The organism is Agrobacterium sp. MCAB5, from assembly GCF_052114365.1.
GTDB lineage: Bacteria > Pseudomonadota > Alphaproteobacteria > Rhizobiales > Rhizobiaceae > Agrobacterium > Agrobacterium tumefaciens.
On record NZ_JBFREP010000015.1, the window covers coordinates 1 to 15,508 of the forward strand.

14 protein-coding genes are annotated in these 15,508 nt (G+C 54.6%); 9 read left to right on the top strand and 5 right to left on the bottom strand.

Annotated features, from left to right (window positions below; all coding sequences use genetic code 11):
- The first annotated feature begins 154 nt into the window (after nucleotides 1–154).
- The 9 genes from AB4Z23_RS24335 (at nucleotide 155) to AB4Z23_RS24375 (ending at nucleotide 8,710) form a co-directional block, all read left to right on the top strand.
- On the top strand, nucleotides 155–1,198 hold the full coding sequence (locus AB4Z23_RS24335) for a FecCD family ABC transporter permease (RefSeq protein WP_441360884.1): 1,044 nt from the start codon (nucleotides 155–157) through the stop codon (nucleotides 1,196–1,198).
- Nucleotides 1,195–2,235 carry a FecCD family ABC transporter permease gene (locus AB4Z23_RS24340; protein ID WP_441360885.1) on the top strand — a complete coding sequence of 347 codons (1,041 nt, stop codon included), beginning with the start codon at nucleotides 1,195–1,197 and terminating at the stop codon, nucleotides 2,233–2,235. Before AB4Z23_RS24335 ends, AB4Z23_RS24340 begins: the two co-directional genes overlap by 4 nt.
- Before the next feature lie 7 nt (nucleotides 2,236–2,242).
- A complete protein-coding gene (locus AB4Z23_RS24345; RefSeq protein WP_441360886.1) occupies nucleotides 2,243–3,202 on the top strand; it encodes an ABC transporter substrate-binding protein in 960 nt (319 codons plus the stop codon).
- Between the two features lie 96 nt (nucleotides 3,203–3,298).
- Nucleotides 3,299–4,195 (top strand): MurR/RpiR family transcriptional regulator, encoded by an 897-nt coding sequence (locus AB4Z23_RS24350; protein ID WP_065660262.1) that lies wholly within the window; start codon nucleotides 3,299–3,301, stop codon nucleotides 4,193–4,195.
- Between the two features lie 152 nt (nucleotides 4,196–4,347).
- Nucleotides 4,348–4,917: a dTDP-4-dehydrorhamnose 3,5-epimerase gene (rfbC, locus tag AB4Z23_RS24355; protein ID WP_112199234.1), complete on the top strand. Its 570-nt coding sequence runs from the start codon at nucleotides 4,348–4,350 to the stop codon at nucleotides 4,915–4,917.
- A 2-nt stretch (nucleotides 4,918–4,919) separates the two neighbouring features.
- Nucleotides 4,920–5,975 (top strand): dTDP-glucose 4,6-dehydratase, encoded by a 1,056-nt coding sequence (gene rfbB, locus AB4Z23_RS24360; RefSeq protein WP_441360887.1) that lies wholly within the window; start codon nucleotides 4,920–4,922, stop codon nucleotides 5,973–5,975.
- Between the two features lie 5 nt (nucleotides 5,976–5,980).
- Nucleotides 5,981–6,874 carry a dTDP-4-dehydrorhamnose reductase gene (rfbD, locus tag AB4Z23_RS24365; protein ID WP_441360888.1) on the top strand — a complete coding sequence of 298 codons (894 nt, stop codon included), beginning with the start codon at nucleotides 5,981–5,983 and terminating at the stop codon, nucleotides 6,872–6,874.
- Nucleotides 6,871–7,737 (top strand): glucose-1-phosphate thymidylyltransferase RfbA, encoded by an 867-nt coding sequence (rfbA, locus tag AB4Z23_RS24370; RefSeq protein WP_097171084.1) that lies wholly within the window; start codon nucleotides 6,871–6,873, stop codon nucleotides 7,735–7,737. The genes rfbD and rfbA overlap by 4 nt, the downstream gene beginning before the upstream one ends.
- 88 nt (nucleotides 7,738–7,825) lie before the next feature.
- Entirely contained in the window at nucleotides 7,826–8,710 is an 885-nt protein-coding gene (locus AB4Z23_RS24375) for a glycosyltransferase family 2 protein (protein WP_441360889.1), read from the top strand.
- A gap of 40 nt (nucleotides 8,711–8,750) precedes the next feature.
- Here the strand turns inward: AB4Z23_RS24375 and AB4Z23_RS24380 are convergent, their stop codons facing one another.
- From AB4Z23_RS24380 to AB4Z23_RS24400, 5 genes are all read right to left on the bottom strand, one after another.
- Nucleotides 8,751–9,674 (bottom strand): NAD-dependent epimerase/dehydratase family protein, encoded by a 924-nt coding sequence (locus AB4Z23_RS24380; protein WP_065660258.1) that lies wholly within the window; start codon nucleotides 9,672–9,674, stop codon nucleotides 8,751–8,753.
- A gap of 15 nt (nucleotides 9,675–9,689) precedes the next feature.
- Nucleotides 9,690–12,758, bottom strand: coding sequence for a glycosyltransferase (locus AB4Z23_RS24385; RefSeq protein WP_174004433.1), 3,069 nt, complete (start codon nucleotides 12,756–12,758; stop codon nucleotides 9,690–9,692).
- Nucleotides 12,759–12,981: 223 nt separating this feature from the next.
- Nucleotides 12,982–13,719 carry a class I SAM-dependent methyltransferase gene (locus tag AB4Z23_RS24390; protein WP_111809810.1) on the bottom strand — a complete coding sequence of 246 codons (738 nt, stop codon included), beginning with the start codon at nucleotides 13,717–13,719 and terminating at the stop codon, nucleotides 12,982–12,984.
- Nucleotides 13,720–13,812: 93 nt separating this feature from the next.
- Nucleotides 13,813–14,226 carry a GtrA family protein gene (locus AB4Z23_RS24395; protein ID WP_111809809.1) on the bottom strand — a complete coding sequence of 138 codons (414 nt, stop codon included), beginning with the start codon at nucleotides 14,224–14,226 and terminating at the stop codon, nucleotides 13,813–13,815.
- Entirely contained in the window at nucleotides 14,223–15,506 is a 1,284-nt protein-coding gene (locus tag AB4Z23_RS24400) for an NAD(P)/FAD-dependent oxidoreductase (RefSeq protein WP_111809808.1), read from the bottom strand. Before AB4Z23_RS24400 ends, AB4Z23_RS24395 begins: the two co-directional genes overlap by 4 nt.
- Nucleotides 15,507–15,508 lie beyond the last annotated feature (2 nt).

The window sequence follows — 15,508 nt, forward strand, 5'->3', positions numbered from 1 at the left end:
TGAAGGATGGACGGCTGCGGCACCGGCTGGAAACAGCGACGCTGTGCGATGCCCAAATCATCTCGGACGTTTTCGACATGCCTGTCGCCCAGCTCACGCATCCGGTCACGGCGAGGCCGGTATTTCTTCCCCTGCCCGGACGGACTGGCACGGCATGATGTTCGCCAGGATGAGTTACAGCAAGCCCGCCATTCAGGAAAAGGCCTATGGCCGTGCGCTTGCGGCAGCACTGCTTACGCTTCTGGCCATGCTGCTTCTGATTCTGGCACATGTTGGCTCTGGCCCGCGCGCCGTTGCCCCACATGTTCTGAACGACCTGATATTTTCCTACGACGCCCGCAATTTTGACCAGCAGGTTTTGCTGCGTCTGCGACTTCCGCGTCTGCTTGCGGCGCTGCAAGCCGGCGCCTGCCTTGGAGTGGCAGGGCTTCTGTTGCAGACGATGCTTCGAAACCCGCTGGGCGAGCCGCATATTCTKGGATTAAATGCGGGCGCGAGCCTCGCRGTCGTCGCGGCGACCGTGACGCCGSTGGGGYTAATCGCAACRCCGGCCTTGCGCCCTGTGCTGGCGGCSACGGGCGCAGGCATCAGCTTCTCGCTCGTCCTTCTGCTCGCGTCCGCCGGACGGCAGGGTCTGACGCCAGCAAAACTCGTCTTTTGCGGYATCGCGCTGTCGACGCTTGCCGGAACCCTTACCTCCGCCATCCTCATTCTCAACGAGGAAACATTACAGCAGATGCGCTTCTGGCTGGTTGGCGATACGGCAGGCATTTCGATGGCAGCCGTCGCCGCCGCCCTGCCTGCCGCCATTATCGCACTTCTCCTTGCATTGGCCGTCGCGCCGCGGCTCGATCTGCTCGCTTTGGGTGAGACCACCGCCACAACGCTTGGCGTACCTGTCCGCTCGACCCGAATCTTGGCGCTTGCCGCAATATCGCTGTTCTGTGGCGCGGCCATAGCCGTCACCGGGCCTATCGGTTTCGTCGGTCTGGTGGTGCCACCACTCGTGTCGCGGCTAAGAACGGGGCGGCTTCTGCTTGCCATTCCCATAGCCGCGCTCGGCGGCGCGGTTTTACTGATCGCCGCCGATCTCGCCGCCCGCCTRATCCTTGCGCCAAAGGAACTGCCGACTGGGGCAATGACCGGCCTTGTCGGGGCGCCGGTCTTTCTCTGGTTGGTGCGCAGGGTGCTKAAATGAACCGTTACAGGGTCATCAGACTGGCGCATTTTTCAATTCGCCTCTTGCCGCAGCGGCTGGCTATTATGGTGACGCTTACCCTTTGCCTTACGCTTGTCGCCGTCTGGTCGCTTACCGCCGGCAGCCAATATATCCCGGCCTCCTCCCTGTGGTCTTTATTGACCGCTGGAAATAATCATCCCGCCTCGAATGACGCCGTGATGGTTCTCGACTTTCGCTTTTCGCGCCTGGCGCTTGCCATGGTCTCCGGCGCCATGCTGGGCGTTGCCGGTTCCATCATGCAAGCGACCACCCGCAACAGCCTTGCCGACCCGGGCCTGCTCGGCGTGCGCGAAGGCGCGTTGCTCGCGGTGCTGGGCTGCCTGTTTTTGTTGCCGTCACTGCCGGTGATATTCCGCCCCCTGGCCGGTATCGCCGGTGGGATGGCGAGTGCTGCAATCGTCTTTTCGCTTTCCGGTGTCACCTCACGGCTGCGCTTCGTTCTGACGGGCATCGGCTTCTCATGGTTTTTATCAGCTTTGCTGCTTATCCTTATGGCATCGCTTGATATCCGCAATTTGCAGACGGCGATGATCTGGATGGTAGGAAACCTGCAAGGCGCATCCTGGAGCGCCGTCTCCATCCTTTCAGCCATCCTGACCATCACCCTTTGTCTTGTTCTCCTCACCGCCCGTGCCGCCGATGTTCAGGCGCTCGGCGACAATAATGCAGCGGCACTCGGCGTTCACACACGCTGGCTATCAGCGCTGCATGTCATCCTTGCGGTCGTTCTCACCGCGTCCTGTATCTCCTTTATCGGCAGCATCGGTTTTGTCGGCCTGATCGGCCCGCATATCGCCCGACTTTTGCTGCCGGGCAGCTCCCATACCGGGCTTGTTATGGGCGCGGGTCTGGCAGGAGCGACGCTGGTTGCAATTGCCGATACGATTGCCCGAACCGCTTTTTCACCGCTGGAATTGCCGACCGGGCTCGTTCTTTCGGCCGTGGGCGCCCCCACGCTTCTTACCCTTCTTTGGTTTCACCGGCACCGACTATAGGTCTTTCATGCGCAAAACCATTCTCGCTTTCTTTTCAACCGCCGGACTTCTTCTGGGGGTATACGTTGCTCACGCGGAGGACAGCCGGACCTTTACCGACGACCTCGGCCGCACCGTGTCTGTCCCCTTACAGCCGAAACGTATCGTCGCCCTGCACGACATCGATCTCACCATCCCGCTGATAGAATTGGGTGTGATACCAGTGGGTAGCCATGGCCGCATGGGTGGAGACGGCAAACCCTACCTGCGCTCCAGCGCCATTCTGACCGGTGTCGATTTCGACAATAGCGACGTCGCCTATATCGGCTCCATCAACGCCAATCTGGAAGCGATAGTCGCCCTCAAGCCCGATCTCATCCTGACCGAACCGGACCGCCCCACCCCTATCGAAAAACTGGAACAGATTGCCCCGACCGTCGCCATCGACAATACGAAGGACGGCGCGCCGCATATCTACAGGATGCTGGCTGAACTGACCGGCACGCAGGCGCGACTTGCCGTTCTGGACCGACGCTACCGGGCGCAGATCGAAGCGCTAAAGGCCTCGGTCGATACCGGCGCGAGCACTGTCTCGGTGTTCCAGCCACTAAATGGCAAGATCAGCGTCTACCATACGTATCGTGCGCTCGGCCGGGTGCTGCGAGATGCCGGTTTTCGTTTCCCAGCCATCATCGACGATATTCCAGACGGCGAGCGCATCGAGATCAGCGCAGAGCGTTTGCCGGAGCTCGACGCCGACTTCATTTTCGATCCCTATCGTTCCGATACCGGCGCTTCTCCGCAGGCCGAAATCGACATGATGGAAGCTGTAATGCCGGGTTTCTGCAATTTTCTGCAGGCCTGCCGCAACGGTCGCTACATCCTTCTGCCGCGGGAGGAGGCAATCTCCAACTCCTACGCCGCCCTCAGCCTCATGGTCTCCGCCATCCAGTCGCATCTCACGGTAAGGCCCACGGCTGAAAAGTAGGGGGAACGATTGCCGCGACAAAAGCGCTTGCCTGCGAGCTTGGCGCACTGCTAATCCGTGAAGAAGAGTAAGAAACTCACCTTCACGGAAAGTCCCATGACGACTGGCGAAACCCGTACATCAAGGCCTAGACATACAGACCGTTTCGGTGAGCAACTTCGCAAGCGCCGCGACCGTCTTTCGCCAGGGCTGCTTGCCGTTGCCGAATATATTGACGGCCACCGCCATGCCGTTCTCGGTAAATCGGCGCTGGAGATCGGCTTTGAGACCAATACCTCCGATGCGACGGTCATTCGCGCCATTCAGGCACTTGGGTTTCAGGGGCTGGTCGACCTCAAGGAAACTCTGGAGGCCTATCTCGGCGTGACGGATTCGCCGGTTGAAAAATTGGCCGCTACCACGAAATCCATATCGGGCAACTGCGACGCGGCAATCGACTTCGTTCTCGAGAACCAGAAAAACACGCTGGAAATGCTGGCCACTGTGGAAAACCGCGACGCCATGGCCGCCGCCGTGCGTCTTCTAGCGGATGCACGCGGCATCGGCGTCCTCGGCATCGGAGCCTCCGGCATCATCGCCACCTATGCCGCCCGGCTGTTCCAGCGCTCAGGCGTTCGCTCATATGCGCTGAACGCCACCGGCATTACGCTTGCCGAACAATTGCTCGACCTTGAAAACGGCCACGTCCTCATAATGCTCCTGCACGGCCGCGCCCACCGCGAAGCCCAAACCGCAATCGCTGAGGCTGGTCGCCTCGACATCCCGATTATCATGCTGCTCGGCCAGGAAGACAGCGTGCTCAAAAAACACGCCAACGCTTATCTCCTACTGCCCCGTGCAAAGAACGAAGGGGTAGCGCTACACGCCCCATCCTTCATTGCCATGGAAACCATGGCGCTCGCCCTCTCCGCTGCCCGCACCGATCGAAGCCTTGAGACACTGGAAAGACTGGTGGAACTGAGAACGTCGATCAGGCCGCACAAGCGGACATAGTGTCGAGGCGAGGTTCGGACCGGCAAGCTATCCGTTATACTCCCTGTCAGAGACGAGATACTCTTGTGTGGTAGACTGATAAAGCGTTATTGACTGTCCGAAGCGTTGAAGTCATATCACCGTAAGCAGGCAGACCAGACAGGATCCGCGACGTGCAGGTAGAAGCATTCTCGATATCAGGCTTAAAAAAGATAACTCCGGCTCGGTTTGGAGACAGCAGGGGTTACTTCAGCGAAGTTTTCAAACGGGAATGGTTTCGCGAGAATGTCTCGGATGTCGAATTCGTGCAGGACAATGAATCTCTGTCCGCGCAGGCCGGAACTGTTCGGGGCCTTCACTTCCAGACGCAACCCTTCGCACAGGGCAAACTCGTCCGCTGCCTTCGTGGACGACTATTGGACGTTGCGGTAGATATCAGAACCGGATCACCCACGTTCGGACAATGGACCGCCGTTGAGCTTTCACCGGAAAACGGCGAGCAGCTGTGGGTTCCGGCAGGCTTTGCCCACGGTTTCATGACGCTGGTTGACGACACCGTTATCTCATACAAGGTGACAGCTCCCTATAGCGCCGTCCATGATCGCGGTGTCAAATGGGATGATCCCGCCATCGGCATCAACTGGCCAAAGATGGACAGTTGCGTGCTTTCCGACAAGGATGCCAAGCAGCCGTCTCTGTCCGAATTGCCTGAATATTTCACCTATCAAAAAACTGGAAATTGATGATGCGCGTTCTAGTCACCGGCGGCGCCGGATTTATCGGGTCGGCCCTTGTGCGCTATCTCGTAAGCGAAGTCGGCGCGGATGTYCTYACARTCGACAAGCTGACCTACGCGGGAAATCTAGCTTCACTGAAGCCTATCGAAAACGCGCCAAACCACCGCTTTCTTCAGGCTGATATATGCGACCGTGCCGCAATGAATGACGCTTTCGCGACATTTCAGCCGGACTACGTGATGCATCTGGCGGCCGAAAGCCATGTCGATCGCTCCATCACCGGCGCGGCTGATTTTATTCAGACCAATATCAATGGCACTTTCACGATGCTGGAAGCAGCGCGGCAATATTGGAACGGTCTTGCCGAAGACGCAAAATCAGCCTTCCGCATGCTTCACGTCTCGACCGACGAGGTCTACGGTTCGCTCGGAGAGCATGGCCTCTTCGAAGAAACAACGCCCTACGATCCTTCGTCGCCCTATTCCGCTTCGAAAGCCGCAAGCGACCATCTCGCCACGGCGTGGCAGCGGACCTATGGCCTTCCGGTCGTGATTTCCAACTGCTCCAACAATTACGGGCCATTCCACTTCCCGGAAAAACTCATTCCGCTGATCATCCTAAACGCCTTGGAAGGCAAGCCGCTTCCGGTCTATGGAAACGGCGCCAACATCCGCGACTGGCTCTATGTGGAAGACCACGCCCGCGCTCTGTGGCTCATTGTCCAGACGGGGCTAGCCGGCGAAAAGTACAATGTCGGCGGCAGAAACGAGCAGAAGAACATCGATGTGGTGAATTGCATCTGCTCCATCCTGGACGAACTGCGCCCGCAGTCAAAGCCTCATGCCGAGCTTATCAAATACGTCACGGATCGCCCTGGTCACGATGCCCGCTACGCTATCGACGCAACAAAGCTCGAAACGGAACTGGGTTGGAAAGCACAGGAAAATTTTGCGACTGGAATTCGCAAGACCGTTGAATGGTATCTCGACAATGAATGGTGGTGGGAGCCGCTGCGTCAAGGCGTCTACTCAGGTGAGCGCCTCGGCGTTCTGACGAAGGACTGAACCGGATGCGGCTGGCAGTCACCGGGAAAAATGGACAGGTCGTTAGTGCGCTTCAGGCACAGGCCGGACCTGGTCTGGAGATTGTTGCTCTCGGCCGGCCGGAGCTTGACCTTGCGCGACCTGACACTGTTTTCAAAGCGCTGCGGGACGCGAAACCCGATGTCGTGGTATCGGCCGCTGCCTACACCGCCGTGGATAAGGCGGAAAGCGAACCAGACATCGCTTTTGCCGTCAATCGGGACGGAGCAAAAGCCGTCGCACGAGCCGCAAATGACGTCGGTGTTCCCGTCATTCATATCTCCACCGATTATGTGTTCGATGGCACCAAGGCMACYGCTTACGTCGAGAATGATCCMACWGGACCRGCYTCCGTTTACGGYCGCTCAAAGCTCGAAGGCGAACACGCCGTTTCTGAAAACACCGAAAACTACGCCATTTTGCGAACGGCATGGGTCTATTCGGAATATGGCAGCAATTTCGTAAAAACCATGTTGCGGCTAAGCGAGAGCCGCGACGCGATCAATGTGGTTGCGGACCAGTTTGGGTGCCCCACCTCGGCAAACGACATCGCCGTCGCAATTGTGTCGATCGCAAAAAGACTTGCGACGGATCCTTCGGCGCATCTTCGCGGCGTTTTTCACATGTCAGGMACAGGTGAAACGAACTGGGCAGGTTTTGCCAAGCAGATATTCGAGTTTTCTGCGGAAAACGGCGGAAAGTCGATKATYGTCAATGACATCACGACCGCACAATACCCTACCCCGGCYCGACGCCCGGCAAACTCCCGRCTTGATTGCAGCAAGCTGGAAGAAGTTTATGGAATAAGATTGCCGGAATGGCAGACATCAACGCGCGCGGTCATGGCCGCCCTAGCGCAGAACAAAAAGGAAATGCCATGAAGGGCATCATTCTTGCCGGAGGCAGCGGAACCCGTCTGCATCCTATGACATTGGCGGTSTCRAAGCAGATCCTGCCCGTCTACGACAAGCCGATGATCTATTATCCGCTGACSACGYTGATGCTGGCSGGCATTCGYGAGATCCTCATCATCTCGACACCACATGACATGCCGCTTTTCCAGAACCTTCTGAAAGACGGTTCCCAATGGGGCCTCTCGATCGAATACGCCGTTCAGCCTAGCCCGGACGGGCTTGCCCAAGCCTACATGATCGGTGCCGACTTCATWGGTGGCTCCCCGTCCTGCCTGATCCTCGGCGACAATATCTATTACGGGCACGGACTGCCGGAGCTCTTGCAAAGCGGTACCGACGTCAATGACGGAGCCACMGTTTTCGCYTACCACGTTAATGATCCTGAACGTTATGGTGTCGTTGAATTCGATAGCGAGATGCGCGCGCTGTCCATTGAAGAAAAGCCGTTAAAGCCCAAATCCAACTGGGCCGTTACCGGTCTGTATTTTTATGACGCCGATGTCGTGGACATCGCCGCCAATCTCAAGCCTTCCGCGCGCGGCGAGTATGAGATAACGGACGTGAACCGCATCTATCTGGAACGCGGAAAGCTGAAGGTATCCATCATGGGCCGCGGTTACGCCTGGCTTGATACCGGAACGCCGGATAGCCTGCTCGAAGCCGGGGAATTTGTGCGCACCTTGGAAAAGCGTCAGGGYTTCAAGATAGCTTGCCCTGAAGAAGTTGCCTTCAGCAAGGAATTCATTACGAAGGCCCAGTTTTCAGAAATCGCCGAAAAGGCCGGCAAAGGTGATTACGGTGTTTACTTGAGAAGACTTGCGGCATCCTAGCAAGCGCTTTGATCATATGCCATTGATGTAAGATGGAGACTGAATTCGTTAGACGTCTGTTCGTCGGACAGGCTCGAGACAATAATGAATGCAGGCGCGCACTCGCTACCCACCCATTGGATACGAAATGGCAAAACTCCCACTTTCAGCCGTGACAATCGTTTCCGTTTGCTACAAGAGCGATGCGCTCATTGTTGACATGATCGCATCGATYCCCGAGGAGACGCCAATCGTTCTTGTCGACAACGGGCGRACTAACAGTTTCGCAAATCTTCCTAAAGGAAGAAACATCGACATCGTCCGGCTTGATGAAAATTTAGGCTTTGGCCGAGGCTGCAATGCAGGAGCGGAAGTCGTCCAGACACCCTGGATCCTGTTTTTGAATCCAGACGCGAGATTGAAGCCCGGCGCTCTTGAGGCACTGCTCGAGGCAATAGAGCAACATCCTTCAGCAGTCGCTTTCAATCCGCGAATCGCCAACGCGGATGGAAGTGAGTACTTCAAGCGTCGCTCGTGGCTCCTGCCGCGCAGCGACTACATGAAGAAGGGATGGCCAGACGCCGACCGCCCCGTGCCGGTCCTCAGCGGCGCCGCATTTGTTGTTTCGAAGCAAAATTTCGAAAAAGTTGGAGGCTTTGACCCCAATATTTTCCTCTATCACGAAGATGACGACCTTTCCCTGCGTCTTGCGCAACTGGGGCCACTCATGTTCGTGCGCAATTCCCTGACCGTTCATGCGGCGGGACATTCTTCAGGGCGTTCACCTCAGATCGCGCATCTGAAGGCCTTTCACATGGCTCGATCGAGGATTTACACGGGCATCAAACACAAGAGACCCTTCCCAAAAACTTCGACATTCGTTCAGGCGCTTGCGCTTCTACTTTCGCCAACCGTTCTTTTTTCAGCGCGGCGTCGGGCAAAGGCTGTCGGTTTTTTCAAGGGGGCGACCAGCAAGAATCCTATCGGCCTCTAACAGAGTTCAGCACTCGCAAGTTTTTCGCTCTCCAAGTACCTTAGGATTTTACCTGGCTTTCCTTGAGCCAAGACCACACGCCAGCAATGCCTTCCCTAAGGCCAATCTTCGGATTCCAGTCGAAATCCATCTTTGCCCGCTCCACATCCAAAACCGATACAGGAACATCCAGACTGCGATGGGGCTTGTAGATGATCGGTATGGGATTTCCGGTAATCTCCTGAACCACTTCCGCTATATGCAGGACTGACGTGCCAGTACCACTACCGCCGTTGTAGATCCCGATCTTGTCGCTTTGCAGCGCGGCGACACAAAGGCTGGCGAGGTCCTTTACGTGGATATAGTCCCTGATGGTCGAACCATCACCCCAAATTTCGATCGGTTGATGCTTGAGAGCGAGATTCAGATAAGTCCCAATGATGCCTTGCACCCCAAGATTGCCCTGATACGGGCCGTAGGGATTGGACGCACGTATCACGATCGGTTGCAAGCCGGCCTTCATCTCGTAGAGCTTGAGATAGGACTCAATTGCGACTTTCACCACACCGTATGAACATATCGGATCCAGAATGTGGCCTTCCGGAATCGGAATTTCCTGCGGTTTTCCATAAACCGTGCCACCGGACGACAAATACAATATCCGTTTTACGCCGCACGCGGCCATATCTTCCAGAAGACTGAGGGTTCCCAGCAGGTTGACTTCCACGTCTCTGCCTGGATCCTTGTCACCCGTAGACGGAACCGTGCCACTTACAAGATGAGCAACGGCATCGACATCTCGYAAGACCTTGCGCATCAGTTTGCTATCGGCCAGTTCTCCCGAGATGTACTGAACCTCAGTTGAAAGAGGACGTGAGGATAGCCGGCTTCTTCCCATAACCGTGACGGCATGCCCTGCCGCCACCAGATCTTCCACAAGATGGCAGCCTATGAAGCCGCCTCCGCCGAGAACCAATATGTTCATGAAAAGCCAATCACCTTAATTCGACTGCGGAGAGGAACGTCGCGTCAGGATCGTACGATACTCATCCAGATACTCGCCAGCCAACACATCGATGTCGTATGTCTTCCCCAAAGCTTCTGCGTTTTCCTTCAGCCCCTCACGAAGCGTTTTGTCCAAAATCTTTTCCATTGCTGCCGTCAAYTCTGCCACGAACCGGACATTATCGCTATCATTGGCGATAATGATGCCAGCTTGCCGATCGCCGATCTGAGACATGCCCCTGATCTCACCGATATCGGTTGCAACGCAGGGCACACCAACCTGCAGCGCTTGTATCAGGCAAAGAGGATAAGATTCCCCCGGAAAGCGCGTGGGTATCAGGGCGACATCACTCATGCGATAGAGACCATAAATCTCTGTCACGTAGCCGAGGAAGTGAATTGTTGAATCGGAAGCCGCCAACTGTTTTGCAGCATCGGTTGCAGGTCCTTCGCCAACCATSAGCAATGCCATCGGCACCTCTGGCCGCCGTTCACGCAGGATAAGGTAGGCCTTTACAGCTTCAGCCCAACCTTTTCCTTCCGCTCCTCTTGCGACGAGAGCAAATACCACCGCATCATCCGCGACACCGAGTTGCGCTCGATTTTTTGGAAATGAGACATCATCGACAGGCATCGCATTTTTCACTTTTAGAAATTTGTCCTGCGGAATCTGCAAGTTATTGAACGGCGTCAAATTTCGATCAGCCGTATACGCGAACCGATCAATTTTTTTACTCCAACGCGAAATCCTGGTCGTTGCAACATCCATAGCTTCGTAGGAGCCGTGCAGCGTAGAGATGAAAGGAACTGAAACGCCTACACCATCGAGCAAAAACCCCTCGACATTGGCAACGTGCGAATGGACGATGGAGATACCGGCATTTTTGATAAAGTTGTCTACGCCCATGTCACGAACCGCATTTGCCGTGTAGACGGGAATTCCCGGATTCAGCATCCGTTTGACATCTCTATGGTCATCGACATCGTGCATCTGCAGAATAGAAACCATCACGCCTTTGCGGCGAAGCGCGTTTGCGAGATGAATAGGGAATATCTCGCCGCCGCCGAAAGAAAAGCCTAAAATACCAATAAGCACATGGATGTTGTCACGCGGTATGGCGTGAAGTGCCGACGCATTCAACAGCTCGTCAAAATTTGCTCCCTGCAAGCCGGCACCTTTTGAAACACTGCGGCATACCTCGATAAAGCGCTGCAGAGTATCATCCGGAATATCCCAGCGGCCTTTCAACGCCGCCATCAGTCGCGCGTATTCCTTGTAATATTCGGGTTTAGACTGGGCACTGCTGCCGGACGTATTGCTCTCATGAATTCGGAAATAGCTTATTGCGCTCGGTTCATATGCAATCTGTCCACCACCGGCAATAACCGAGTAGAGATACCAATCTCCCATTATCTTAAAGCTGCGCGCTTCTTCCCAGACTTGGTCGGAAATGTCGAACCGGCGCCACAAGCTGCCGCCGACATTTGCAATCACGTTCTTTACTCCAAAGCCGCCACGGAACCATTCCGCCGCGGGGCGGACGGTTCGAACGTCCCAGATCCCGGGTTCACTATCTTCCCGATAGTGATCCAGTCCCGCGAAATAATTGCCATCACTGTTGGCAAACTGAATGCGGCCAAACGCTAACATCACGCTTGGATCTCGGAATGCACTTATCGTCCGCTCAACAAATGTGGGCTCGCAAAAATCGTCGCTTTCACAAATCCAGACGAGGTCACCTTTTGCCTGGGAATGGCCCTTTTGCCACTGGCGGAAAACATTGCCGGAGTTCTCGGTATTGTAAATTGCCCTGATACGCTCTGGAAAACGTTTGACGTAGGAATCGATCACCGACCGGCTGTCATCGGTGGAACAGTCGTCAAGGACCAGAATATCGATGAGAGGATAAGTCTGCGCCAAGATGCTGTCGAGGCGTTGAGGTAGATAACGGGCATGGTTGAAATTGGGAACAATAGCTGTCACCCTCACGCCGCTACGCGCACTGAGGTTTGAACGGCTAGCCGCGATAATTTTGTTTGTTGTGATCTTTTGATAATAGTCGAGGCAAAACTGATCCACCTTGCGCGACAGCAACATGGGATCGCGTTTCTCAGCAGACTTCAAAAATCTTTTCCGTCGACGCGTACTGAAAGCTTTTATTTTCGACAGTGTATAAAGCAGCCGGGCGTAAATCAGTCGCTTCAACAGTTTTGCCAAAGAAGCACTGCTCATCCAATTGCTTCGCTGAAGCGCATCTACTTGACCGGAAATATGGTCAATATCCTTCATCAACGCATCAGACCACTGTGCTTCCTCGAACTCTACGCGCTTCAAGACGGGTTCGGAAGACTGAATATCCTGCGAGAAAACCCCGCTCATGCTCACATTCTCAACGGGTCGATCTGATGCGACACCGATCATATACATCGGCGCATCGATACCGGCCGCAGTTGCGCCACTTCCAGAGTCTGTTTCAAAAAACCGCGCAGACTGGTTTTCTGATGCGATGATCGAGCCGAAACCTATCTTCTGGCCATGCATCGAGACATGAGCAAAATGTTGCCCCAAGAGTTCATTGAATTCGTTCTTAAAAAGTTCTTTTACATGAAAGGGATTTACCAGCCCCGTCGCGACGGTGTAGGCGTGTTTTTCCGGCGTCGAAATGATCAGTATTCCATCAGCCCGCAGGACGCGTTTGATCTCTTGCATAAAGCGATCATGGGCCTCAATATGTTCAAGTGTCTCAAATGAGACGACGACATCCACAGACGCCGACGGGAGCGGGATGTCTTCGCACGACCCCACCTTAAACGAAATGCTCCCGGTTTTGTACTTCACTTGCGCGTGTCGGACTGCTTCATCTGAAATATCAACGCCAATCACTGATCGGGCAGTTTCCGCCAGGAGTGCAGTGCCAAAACCCTCACCACTTGCGATATCCAGAACGTCTTTACCTCTGACAAAATTTTTTGCCAGATGATACCGATGCATATGTTCGAGATAGATATTGCCACCAATCGTCGGTAGATAGCGTTCGCCGGTGAAATCAAGATCGTCGGTCATACTGTTCCTCGGCAAAATACGCAGCTGTTATGTTTCGAGGCGGATACCCTATTCTCTGGCTCAAGTCGAGACAATGATCCCGCCCCTAWAAACAAGTGGGATTATTTGCAGCTGTTGTGCGGAAGTTCAGACACACCTCACGCTTCTCAAAACGCCGTGACGGATTCGGGAGGCGCTCAGAGGCACTATTGATACCTCCAAGCGACGGCCATCTGAGAAAGACTTACGATTTTTTTCCTCTTGAAAGGAATTTTCCCAACCACGAGGCTTCCGGCTGATGATCGCTTGCGCACGATGCACTAATTGCAATTCCCGCGGGATAGTCGAACGTGCTCAGGCAGACATCTACAAACCCAGCCTCAACGACATGCTTCCAAGCGTCAGCTCCATATTCGGTAACAACCTGAAAGTCGGATGCGTTGGAGCTTGGAGCACCATGATAGCTGTTTGGCAATCCCTTCCGATCACGCGTCAGCCTGTCTACAATTATCGGAACCGTGTAGGCTAGAAGACCGCCCGGTTTCAAAACCCGTCTGCACTCTGACAGGGCTTTCACAGGGTTTTCGACATGCTCGAGAGTATCCGAATGGACAATCAAATCGAAAGTTTGATCCGCGTATGGGAGCGAATGCATATCGACTTCCGGATATTCTCCAAGTGTTCGATCAGGCATTTGCCTCAGGTAGTTCGATAGCTGTGCGCACTCATTGAGTTCTAGAACTTTTTTTCCCTTACTACGAATAACGAAGTCCGCAAATCTACCCTTCCACGACCAATGACGCATTATAGAACGTGCAAGGGCCTGACTGCGAATATTACACCCGCAACCCAAACACTGCGTACCCTGTTGCCGATCAATATAGCCCCGTTCGAAGCTGTTTATGCCCCATTCCTCAGCGAGCTCATCCCAAATTACATTGTTATTGACGAATTCGTCGCTGCCGCAAACCACACATTGCATTTTATTTCCACCGCTTCAAAAACATGAAGATAAACCATTCCAGATCACGTCGCTCTCGAACATATCTGATTTCCCATCGTTCTGGCTCCAGCTCTAACTGGACGAAAACGTAAAGTACTTATGCAGAAAGTAACTCGTAGCGACCGGGCTTAAAACACCGATTACATGCGCCACGGCCTCAGGATGAAAACCGAACCCAGTGACTGGGAACAGCCAGGTAGCCAGCCCGACGCTCACAACCCACACCTGCACTAACGCAACCATGTTCACCAAGCCAAAGCGCAGGTACTCCACCTCAGGCCGGCGACCAGACTCCGCGAAAACGAATAGCTTCATAAGGCCATAGGCCGTCGTCATCCCGATAAGGTATGCTATCACGATGGCAACAGAGTAGCTGGTGATTGTGGACAATGCTGCTCTCGACAAAACGTTCACGCCTGCAGCTATGCCACCTGACAACACAAAACGAACGAAAGGTGATGAGATCATTTCAGAAACCGGCTTCATTTCAAAGCAGCTTCAGCCATTGATCTGCCCAGCCTTACACTTTCCGCAATGCCCCTATCCTCTGGATAATAATAGGACGTGTCGGCAATCTGCAGCCCCGAAATCGGGGTCTGTACGGGCGGTAGTTTCTCATAGAAATTTGGCTCGCAGACGGGTTGCGCATGAGCGAGACGCCCAACTTTCACATCGATAACGTCACTATCGCCAACGTCTGGATTTACTTTTTTGATATAGCCCAGAGCTTCATCGATGAACTGCTGATCGCTCCAGCTCCATTTGTGATTCGTCGTCGGCATGTAGTACGGCACGTAAACGACCGTATCCTTCACAGGACGAAGATTCGAAAATTCGATCAGTCCGGGTATTTCGATGGTGTCATCCACGATGTTGATCCAGAAATGACGGCTGATTGACTTCTTCAATTTGAAGAGAAGGCATACCACGCCGATATTGCGGATTTCATCGTATTTCTTCTTCGACGCCTCGGGTAGATCAGGCACCAAGCGGGAGACCAACGGCGTCGGCAGGGTGGAAATAACCGCATCCGCCGGCAAGAACCGCGCTTTCGTTCGTACACCCGTCACTTTGCCGTCCAGGCACTCGACGCGTTCGGCGGCTTCGCAGAGGTGCAGGCGTCCGCCTTGTTTTGTATAGGCGTCGACAAGCGCATCGACCAGAACTTGGCTTCCACCATCTATGTAGCCAAGTTCTTCCTGAAACAACGAACGCCGGGAATTGCCGATGCGGCGCACGCGCGTAGCAATCCATGAGGCCGAAATATCGTCAGCAAGTTGGTAGAACTTCAGTTCCATCAGACGCTTCCAAAGTGTATTATACACTTCTTTGCCCGAACCCTGTTCAAGCCACTGCCGGGCGGTCTTATGTTCAATCTTCGAAAAATTGCGCGCTTTCGTCGTCAGGAACATTTGAAGGCCCGTACGGAACTTCGCGATCAAACTCAGATGCGGGAACCGCAATAGGGAGATTGGATCACCCCAAGGATGAATCCGGCCTTTCATGAAGTATCCCATCGACGTTCCACGCCACTTCATGCGATCGGCGATGCCAAGCTCGCGCATCAGCGCAAATGTCGGCTCGTCGGATTTACAGACGAAGTGATAAAATCGTTCAATAGATAGCCCGCCAAACTCAAAATGGGCAGCCATTCCACCGGCTACTGCATCACTCTCGATCAGATCGACCTCGTGGCCCAAATTTACGGCACGATGTGCTGCGGCAAGCCCCATGGCCCCCGCCCCGATCACCACAATGCGGCTCATTG

Coding starts and splice junctions, on each gene's coding strand:
- AB4Z23_RS24395 (WP_111809809.1), bottom strand. CDS start 14,226: ATGAAGCCGGTTTCTGAAATGATCTCATCACCTTTCGTTCGTTTTGTG.
- AB4Z23_RS24345 (WP_441360886.1), top strand. CDS start 2,243: ATGCGCAAAACCATTCTCGCTTTCTTTTCAACCGCCGGACTTCTTCTG.
- AB4Z23_RS24400 (WP_111809808.1), bottom strand. CDS start 15,506: ATGAGCCGCATTGTGGTGATCGGGGCGGGGGCCATGGGGCTTGCCGCA.
- AB4Z23_RS24390 (WP_111809810.1), bottom strand. CDS start 13,719: ATGCAATGTGTGGTTTGCGGCAGCGACGAATTCGTCAATAACAATGTA.
- AB4Z23_RS24340 (WP_441360885.1), top strand. CDS start 1,195: ATGAACCGTTACAGGGTCATCAGACTGGCGCATTTTTCAATTCGCCTC.
- AB4Z23_RS24350 (WP_065660262.1), top strand. CDS start 3,299: ATGACGACTGGCGAAACCCGTACATCAAGGCCTAGACATACAGACCGT.